This window comes from Pantoea sp. Pa-EAmG (genome assembly GCF_030024295.1).
Taxonomy (GTDB): Bacteria; Pseudomonadota; Gammaproteobacteria; order Enterobacterales; family Enterobacteriaceae; genus Pantoea; species Pantoea dispersa.
The window spans coordinates 1-8,673 of sequence record NZ_JASEWO010000183.1 but is presented as its reverse complement, the minus strand read 5'-3'; the positions used below and the strand labels follow the sequence as shown (position 1 = coordinate 8,673).

9 protein-coding genes and 2 tRNA genes are annotated in these 8,673 nt (G+C 55.2%); 10 read left to right on the top strand and 1 reads right to left on the bottom strand.

The window, feature by feature from the left end; genetic code table 11:
• The first annotated feature begins 11 nt into the window (after positions 1-11).
• A complete protein-coding gene (gene greA / locus QMM04_RS18795; RefSeq protein WP_021507709.1) occupies positions 12-488 on the top strand; it encodes a transcription elongation factor GreA in 477 nt (158 codons plus the stop codon).
• Positions 489-616: 128 nt separating this feature from the next.
• On the opposite strand, the gene yhbY is transcribed toward greA, so the two are convergent.
• Positions 617-910, bottom strand: a complete 294-nt coding sequence (gene yhbY, locus QMM04_RS18790) for a ribosome assembly RNA-binding protein YhbY (protein ID WP_010617345.1) — start codon at positions 908-910, stop codon at positions 617-619.
• Between the two features lie 126 nt (positions 911-1,036).
• Between yhbY and rlmE the strand changes: the two genes are divergently transcribed.
• The 9 genes from rlmE to nusA all read left to right on the top strand — a co-directional run.
• Positions 1,037-1,666 (top strand): 23S rRNA (uridine(2552)-2'-O)-methyltransferase RlmE, encoded by a 630-nt coding sequence (gene rlmE, locus QMM04_RS18785; RefSeq protein ID WP_021507708.1) that lies wholly within the window; start codon positions 1,037-1,039, stop codon positions 1,664-1,666.
• Between the two features lie 174 nt (positions 1,667-1,840).
• Entirely contained in the window at positions 1,841-3,769 is a 1,929-nt protein-coding gene (ftsH, locus tag QMM04_RS18780) for an ATP-dependent zinc metalloprotease FtsH (RefSeq protein WP_282996748.1), read from the top strand.
• A gap of 85 nt (positions 3,770-3,854) precedes the next feature.
• The gene (folP, locus tag QMM04_RS18775) at positions 3,855-4,688 is read left to right on the top strand and encodes a dihydropteroate synthase (protein ID WP_262256449.1); all 834 of its coding nucleotides are present in this window, start codon (positions 3,855-3,857) and stop codon (positions 4,686-4,688) included.
• 4 nt (positions 4,689-4,692) lie between these two features.
• A complete protein-coding gene (gene glmM / locus QMM04_RS18770) occupies positions 4,693-6,027 on the top strand; it encodes a phosphoglucosamine mutase (protein WP_021507705.1) in 1,335 nt (444 codons plus the stop codon).
• A 217-nt stretch (positions 6,028-6,244) separates the two neighbouring features.
• Positions 6,245-6,580, top strand: a complete 336-nt coding sequence (gene secG / locus QMM04_RS18765) for a preprotein translocase subunit SecG (RefSeq protein ID WP_039327559.1) — start codon at positions 6,245-6,247, stop codon at positions 6,578-6,580.
• 47 nt (positions 6,581-6,627) lie between these two features.
• A tRNA-Leu gene (locus tag QMM04_RS18760) sits at positions 6,628-6,714 on the top strand.
• 59 nt (positions 6,715-6,773) lie between these two features.
• Positions 6,774-6,850: transfer RNA gene (locus QMM04_RS18755), tRNA-Met, on the top strand.
• Between the two features lie 212 nt (positions 6,851-7,062).
• The gene (gene rimP / locus QMM04_RS18750) at positions 7,063-7,515 is read left to right on the top strand and encodes a ribosome maturation factor RimP (protein WP_039327562.1); all 453 of its coding nucleotides are present in this window, start codon (positions 7,063-7,065) and stop codon (positions 7,513-7,515) included.
• A gap of 24 nt (positions 7,516-7,539) precedes the next feature.
• Positions 7,540-8,673 (top strand): transcription termination factor NusA (nusA, locus tag QMM04_RS18745; protein WP_282996747.1); only part of this gene is annotated, 1,134 nt, incomplete at its 3' end.

Here is an 8,673-nt window from a genome sequence, read left to right as displayed (position 1 = left end):
GAGGAGCCAAAATGAATCAGATTCCGATGACGTTGAAAGGCGCTGAGAAGCTGCGTGAAGAGCTGAACGAACTGAAAACCGTTAAGCGTCCGCGCATCATCGCCTCTATCGCCGAAGCCCGTGAGCACGGCGATCTGAAAGAGAATGCCGAATACCACGCCGCGCGCGAAGAACAGGGGTTCTGCGAAGGGCGTATTCAGGAGATTGAAGCCAAGCTCTCCAATGCACAGGTGATTGACGTGACCGCCATGCCGAAAACCGGCCGCGTGATTTTTGGCGCCACCGTCACCGTGCTGAATGTCGATACCGATGAAGAGTTTACTTACCGGATTGTCGGTGATGACGAAGCGGACTTTAAACAGAACCTGATTTCCGTGAATTCGCCGATGGCGCGCGGTCTGGTGGGCAAAGAGGCCGATGACGTGGCTATTGTCAAAACCCCAGGCGGCGATGTGGAATATGAAGTGCTGAAAGTGGAATACATCTAAGATATTGCTACGCTTTGAAATGCGCAGCTGCATATTGTAAAGAAAGGAAAAAGGCCGCGCTGCGGCCTTTTATCCCATGCAGGAGCATGGCACTTTCTCTGCCCGTCGGACGAGCCGTAACGGTACGCTTAACGTGGCAGAGTAATTTTGCGCTCTTTGGCAGGGCGATACAGCACCAGCACGTTGCCGATGACCTGAACGTTGTTTGCCTTAGTTTCACGCACGATAGCGTCCACGATCAGCTGCTTGGTTTCACGATCTTCCGAGGCAATTTTTACCTTGATCAATTCGTGATGTTCGAGCGCCTGTTCGATCTCGGCGAGCACGCCTTCAGTCAGGCCATTGCCGCCCAGCATGACCACTGGCTTCAGTGGATGGGCAAGGCCTTTCAGGTGCTGTTTTTGTTTGGTACTCAGATTCATCGTATTTTTTACTTACTCAGGGATTGAAAACGGTTCATTCTACCGCCATCTCGGGTATATCGCCAAATCAACGCGACCCATTGCGTGCTGATTTATCGCTACGATGACGATTTAACTGGAAATATTATGACGGGTAAAAAGCGTTCGGCCAGTTCCAGTCGCTGGCTTCAGGAACACTTTAGCGATAAATATGTGCAACAGGCACAGAAAAAAGGGTTGCGCTCGCGCGCCTGGTTTAAACTGGATGAAATTCAGCAGGGTGACAAGCTGTTCAAACCCGGTATGACCGTGGTTGACCTGGGCGCTGCGCCCGGCGGCTGGTCGCAATATGTGGTACAACAGATTGGTTCGGGTGGCCGTATTATTGCCTGCGATCTGCTGCCGATGGATCCCATCGTTGGCGTTGACTTCCTGCAGGGCGATTTTCGCGACGAAGCGGTGTTGAAAGCGTTACTGGAGCGCGTGGGCGACCAGAAAGTGCAGGTGGTGATGTCGGACATGGCGCCGAACATGAGCGGTACGCCTGCGGTCGATATCCCGCGTTCCATGTATTTAGTTGAACTGGCGTTAGAAATGTGTCGGGATGTACTGGCACCTGGCGGCAGTTTTGTAGTGAAAGTGTTTCAGGGAGATGGCTTCGATGAATACCTGCGGGAAATTCGCTCCCTGTTTACGAAAGTGAAAATTCGTAAGCCGGACGCTTCGCGATCACGTTCGCGCGAAGTGTACATTGTGGCGACAGGGCGCAAACTGTAGCCCTCCATACCGGAATCAAAGCAAGGCGAAACGGCGTTTATTCTGATGCGTAATTCTGAGTTTCAGGCTAAACAGGCAAAATCATCAGCGCCGCGATTCCAGGTATGAAGGATATATAGTACCCTACGCTGTCTGTTAACACCGTTGTAATATGAGGTTAATCCCTTGAGTGACATGGCGAAAAACCTGATTCTCTGGTTAGTCATCGCGGTCGTGCTGATGTCTGTCTTCCAGAGCTTTGGGCCCAGCGAGTCGAATGGCCGTAGGGTTGATTATTCAACCTTCCTGTCGGAAGTGAACCAGGATCAGGTCCGCGAGGCACGTATTAACGGGCGTGAGATCAACGTAACCAAAAAAGACAGTAATAAATACACGACCTACATTCCTGTCAACGATCCCAAGTTACTCGATAACCTGTTGACCAAAAACGTCAAAGTTGTGGGTGAACCACCGGAAGAGCCGAGCCTGCTGGCTTCTATCTTCATCTCCTGGTTCCCGATGCTGCTACTGATTGGCGTGTGGATCTTCTTTATGCGGCAGATGCAGGGCGGCGGCGGCAAGGGCGCGATGTCCTTCGGCAAGAGCAAAGCCCGTATGCTGACCGAAGACCAGATCAAAACCACCTTTGCTGACGTTGCGGGTTGCGACGAAGCAAAAGAAGAGGTGGGTGAGCTGGTGGAATACCTGCGTGAGCCGAGCCGCTTCCAGAAGCTGGGCGGTAAAATCCCGAAAGGCGTGCTGATGGTGGGCCCTCCGGGTACCGGTAAAACGCTGCTGGCGAAAGCGATCGCCGGCGAAGCGAAAGTACCGTTCTTCACGATTTCCGGTTCTGACTTCGTAGAAATGTTTGTCGGTGTCGGTGCATCACGTGTGCGCGACATGTTCGAGCAGGCGAAGAAAGCGGCACCGTGCATCATCTTTATTGATGAGATCGATGCGGTGGGTCGTCAGCGTGGCGCCGGTTTAGGCGGTGGTCACGACGAACGTGAGCAGACGCTGAACCAGATGCTGGTTGAGATGGATGGCTTCGAAGGCAATGAAGGCATCATCGTCATCGCCGCGACCAACCGTCCGGACGTACTGGACCCGGCGCTGCTGCGTCCAGGCCGTTTTGACCGCCAGGTGGTGGTAGGTCTGCCAGACGTGCGCGGCCGTGAACAGATTCTGAAAGTGCATATGCGTCGCGTGCCGCTGGCAACCGACATTGATGCCGCGATTATCGCACGTGGTACGCCGGGCTTCTCCGGTGCGGACCTGGCGAACCTGGTCAACGAAGCGGCGCTGTTCGCTGCGCGTGGGAACAAGCGCGTGGTGTCGATGGTCGAGTTCGAGAAAGCGAAAGACAAAATCATGATGGGCGCGGAACGTCGCTCCATGGTGATGACAGAAGCGCAGAAAGAATCCACCGCGTATCACGAAGCGGGCCATGCGATTATTGGTCGCCTGGTGCCGGAACACGATCCGGTGCATAAAGTGACGATCATCCCGCGCGGCCGTGCGCTGGGTGTGACCTTCTTCCTGCCTGAAGGCGACGCAATCAGCGCCAGCCGTCAGAAGCTGGAGAGCCAGATTTCAACGCTGTACGGCGGCCGTCTGGCAGAAGAGATCATCTACGGGGCGGAACACGTTTCAACCGGTGCTTCAAACGACATCAAAGTGGCGACCAACCTGGCGCGCAACATGGTGACGCAGTGGGGCTTCTCGGAAAAACTCGGTCCGCTGCTGTATGCGGAAGAGGACGGTGAAGTGTTCCTCGGTCGTTCAGTGGCGAAAGCCAAACACATGTCGGACGAAACGGCACGCATCATCGACCAGGAAGTTAAACACCTGATCGACAGCAACTACCAGCGTGCTCGTGTTCTGCTGGGTGAGAACATGGACATCCTTCACGCGATGAAAGACGCGCTGATGAAGTATGAAACCATCGACGCACCGCAGATCGACGACCTGATGGCGCGCCGCGAAGTGCGTCCGCCAGCAGGCTGGGAAGATCCAGGCAGCAACAACTCTGACAGCAACGGTACGCCAAAGGCGCCACGTCCGGTTGATGAACCGCGTACGCCAAACCCAGGCAACACCATGTCAGAACAGTTCGACAAGTAACAGGCCTGTTCCTAAGCAAAAACCCCGGCTGGTCCGGGGTTTTTTACATTCCACAATCCAGTGATCCCTCAGGGAGATTTTCGCCATGAAGTTGTACGCCCGTGATACCCATCTCGATCTGTCGTTTCCCCATGTGATGGGAATTTTAAATGTCACGCCGGACTCCTTTTCTGATGGCGGAACGCACAATACGCTGGTCGACGCGCTCACGCACACCAACGAGATGGTGAATGCCGGTGCCACGATTATCGATGTGGGCGGCGAATCAACCCGTCCCGGTGCCGATGAAGTCTCAGTGGAAGAGGAACTGGCGCGGGTGATCCCGGTGGTGGAAGCCATTGCGCAGCGCTTTGAAGTGTGGATTTCGGTGGATACGTCAAAAGCAGAAGTGATCCGCGAAGCCGCGCGAGTGGGCGCTCACATCATTAACGATATCCGCTCGCTGTCCGAGCCGGGGGCGTTACAGGCCGCCGCAGATACTGGTCTGCCGGTATGCCTGATGCACATGCAGGGCGAACCGCGCACCATGCAGCAGGCACCGGAATATCAGCACATCGTAAGCGAAGTGGACGCTTACTTCGCCGCGCAGATCGCCCGCTGTGAAGCGGCCGGCATTAAAAAAGAGCGTCTGCTGCTCGACCCGGGCTTCGGTTTCGGTAAGAATCTCAGCCACAATTATGAGCTGCTGGCGCATCTCAGTGATTTTCACCATCACGATCTGCCGCTGCTGGTGGGCATGTCGCGTAAGTCGATGATTGGCCAGCTGTTAAACGTCGGCCCGGCACAGCGTCTGACCGGCAGCCTGAGCTGCGCGGTGATCGCCGCCATGCAGGGCGCGCAGATTATTCGCGTGCATGACGTTAAAGAAACTGTCGAAGCGATGCGCATCGTCGAGGCGACACGGAGAGCAAAAGGATAAAGGCATGAGCGATCGTAAATATTTCGGTACGGATGGGATTCGCGGCAAAGTGGGTGAAGCGCCCATTACCCCGGACTTTGTGTTGAAGCTGGGTTTTGCTGCCGGCAAAGTGCTGGCCCGTTCCGGCTCGCGCAAAGTATTGATTGGTAAAGATACACGTATTTCCGGCTACATGCTGGAATCGGCGCTGGAAGCCGGTCTGGCGGCTGCCGGGCTGTCTGCCGCGTTCACCGGCCCGATGCCCACGCCGGCCATTGCCTACCTGACGCGCACTTTCCGCGCCGAGGCGGGCATCGTGATCTCCGCGTCGCACAACCCGTTTGACGACAACGGCATCAAATTCTTCTCTGCCGAAGGCACCAAACTGCCGGACGACGTCGAAGCCGCCATTGAGCTGGAGCTGGAGAAGCCGCTGACCTGCGTCGAGTCCGCTGAGCTGGGCCGCGCCAGCCGTATCGTCGATGCCGCCGGGCGTTACATTGAGTTCTGCAAAGGCACTTTTCCCAGCGAGCTGAGCCTGAACGGGCTGAAGATCGTGGTGGACTGCGCCAACGGCGCGACCTATCACATCGCGCCGAATGTGCTGCGTGAACTGGGTGCGAAGGTGATTGCGATTGGCGTGCAGCCGGACGGCATGAACATCAACAAAGAGTGCGGCGCTACCGATTTGCGTCAGCTGCAGCAGCGCGTGCTGGATGAAAAAGCCGATCTCGGCCTGGCCTATGACGGCGATGGCGACCGCATCATGATGGTGGATCATCTTGGACAGAAGGTGGATGGCGACCAGATTCTCTACATCATCGCGCGCGAAGCGCTGCGTCAGGGTCAGCTGCGCGGCGGCGTGGTCGGCACGCTGATGAGCAACATGGGGCTGGAGCTGGCGCTGAAACAGCTGGGGATTCCGTTTACCCGTGCCAAAGTGGGCGACCGCTATGTGCTGGAAAAAATGCAGGAGAAGGGCTGGCGCATGGGCGCGGAGAACTCCGGCCACGTGATCCTGCTGGATAAAATCAGCACCGGTGACGGCATCGTAGCAAGTTTGCAAGTACTTACTGCGATTGTGCGCAACCACATGAGTCTGCACGATCTGTGCAGCGGCATGAAGATGCTGCCACAGGTGCTGGTGAATGTGCGTTTCAGCGGCAGCCACGATCCGCTGGAGAGCGACAGCGTCAAAGCGGCTGCCGCAGAGGTGGAAAAAACGCTGGCCGGGCGCGGGCGCGTGCTGTTGCGTAAATCCGGTACCGAGCCGCTGATTCGCGTGATGGTGGAAGGCGAGGATGAGGCGCAGGTGACCGAACTGGCGCACAAAATTGCCGATGCGGTAAAAGCGGTTTAACCGTGTTACGGGCGGTCAGTTTGCTGCTTTCCGCCTGTAAAATCACCGGGATGGCGCTTTTTTCCGCAATCGCAAAACTTCGTGTAAATTGCGCTTGCAGAGGTATGCGCCTTTGGTTAGTATTCACACCCGCTTCTGATGGGTGATGACGAGACTCCCCGTCAATATTGGTTGAAGCTTTAACTGTGCGGATAACGCGCAAGGAAACAGGTTGATTATGTACGAAGCTCTGTTGGTTGTTTTCCTTATTGTAGCGATTGGCCTCGTTGGTCTGATCATGCTGCAGCAAGGCAAAGGCGCTGATATGGGAGCCTCATTCGGTGCAGGCGCCTCTGGTACACTGTTCGGTTCAACCGGGTCTGGTAACTTTATGACTCGTATGACCGCTGTGCTGGCGACCTTGTTCTTCATTATCAGTCTGGTTCTGGGCAATCTGAACACCAACAAGTCTTCTAAAGGAAGCGAGTGGGAAAACCTCACTGCGCCGGCTCAGTCTCAACAACAGACTCAGCCAGCTAAACCGGCCACGCCGGGCAATGACATCCCACAGTAATATCGTCAACGCTTAAAGCGGCAATACAACGTCGCAGTCAGTGCAGTACCGAGGTGGTGAAATTGGTAGACACGCTACCTTGAGGTGGTAGTGCTCGAAAGGGCTTACGGGTTCAAGTCCCGTCCTCGGTACCAAATCTCAGTAAAACTTGCTTTTTTCGCAAGATCGGCGTAATATTCGCCACGTTTTCGGACGCGGGGTGGAGCAGCCTGGTAGCTCGTCGGGCTCATAACCCGAAGGTCGTCGGTTCAAATCCGGCCCCCGCAACCACTTTCCCTTAGAGTTCTTTTTCAAATATACTGTATGCATCGACGGACGCATCCTCAGTGAGTTTTTGAAAAAAATTCTTTTGGATTATGTGCCGAAGCCGCCATGCGGCGTACAGGGTCCAGTCACAAAAAGCCCCGAATTTTCGGGGTTTTTTGTTATCAGGAATCGCAACACTGGGCTATAGGCCCTTTTTTTATGTCTTGGGGGTGGGCTTGTCCACATTAGAGCAAAAATTGACTGATTTGATCACCGCTCCAGTAGAAGCGCTTGGCTACGAATTGGTCGGTATCGAATTCGTTCGCGGTCGCACATCGACTTTGCGCATCTATATTGATAGTGAAGACGGTATCAATGTTGATGATTGTGCCGATGTTAGCCACCAGGTCAGCGCTGTAATGGATGTGGAAGATCCGATTACTGTCGCTTACAACCTTGAAGTTTCCTCGCCAGGTCTCGAGCGTCCTCTTTTCACTGCTGAACACTATACTCGTTTCGTCGGTGATGAAGTGAGCGTGGTGCTGCGTATGGCCGTACAGAACCGCCGTAAATGGCAGGGCATCATCAAGTCTGTTGAGGGCGAGATGATCACGGTGACCGTTGAGGGTAACGATGAAGTGTTCGCGCTGAGCAACATTCAGAAAGCGAACCTGGTCCCCCACTTTTAAAAGTCCGGATTGAGGCTAACCAGGATGAACAAAGAGATCTTAGCTGTAGTAGAAGCCGTTTCTAACGAAAAAGCCCTGCCGCGTGAGAAAATCTTCGAAGCGCTGGAGAGCGCTTTGGCCACTGCGACCAAGAAGAAGTATGAGCAGGAAATCGACGTGCGCGTCAGCATTGACCGTCGCAGCGGCGATTTCGACACCTTCCGTCGCTGGGTGGTGGTAGAAGAAGTCACGCAGCCAACGCGCGAGATCACGCTGGAAGCAGCACGCTTTGAAGATGAAGCCTTCAATCTGGGCGATTATGTTGAAGATCAGATCGAATCTGTCACCTTCGACCGTATCACCACGCAGACCGCGAAACAGGTTATCGTCCAGAAAGTGCGTGAAGCCGAGCGCGCGATGGTGGTCGATCAGTTCCGCGAGCAGGAAGGCGAAATCATCACCGGCGTGGTGAAGAAAGTGAATCGCGACAACATTTCACTGGATCTCGGCAACAACGCCGAAGCGGTGATTGTGCGTGAAGACATGCTGCCGCGTGAAAACTTCCGCCCGGGTGACCGTATTCGCGGCGTGCTGTATGCCGTGCGTCCGGAAGCGCGTGGTGCGCAACTGTTCGTTACCCGCTCCAAACCGGAGATGCTGATCGAACTGTTCCGCATTGAAGTGCCGGAGATTGGCGAAGAAGTTATCGAGATCAAAGCGGCAGCGCGCGATCCGGGTTCACGCGCCAAAATTGCGGTAAAAACTAACGACAAACGTATCGATCCGGTCGGTGCCTGCGTCGGTATGCGCGGTGCGCGCGTGCAGGCGGTGTCCAGCGAGCTGGGCGGCGAGCGTATTGATATCGTGCTGTGGGACGACAACCCGGCACAGTTCGTGATTAACGCCATGGCACCTGCCGATGTGGCGTCAATTGTGGTGGATGAAGACAATCACACCATGGATATCGCTGTTGAAGCCGGCAATCTGGCTCAGGCGATTGGCCGTAATGGCCAAAACGTGCGTCTGGCATCCCAGCTGAGCGGCTGGGAGCTGAACGTGATGACCGTCGATGATCTGCAGGCTAAGCATCAGGCTGAAGCCCATGCGGCGATCGATACCTTCACTAAACATCTCGACATCGACGAAGAGTTCGCCACCGTTCTGGTGGAAGAGGGCTTC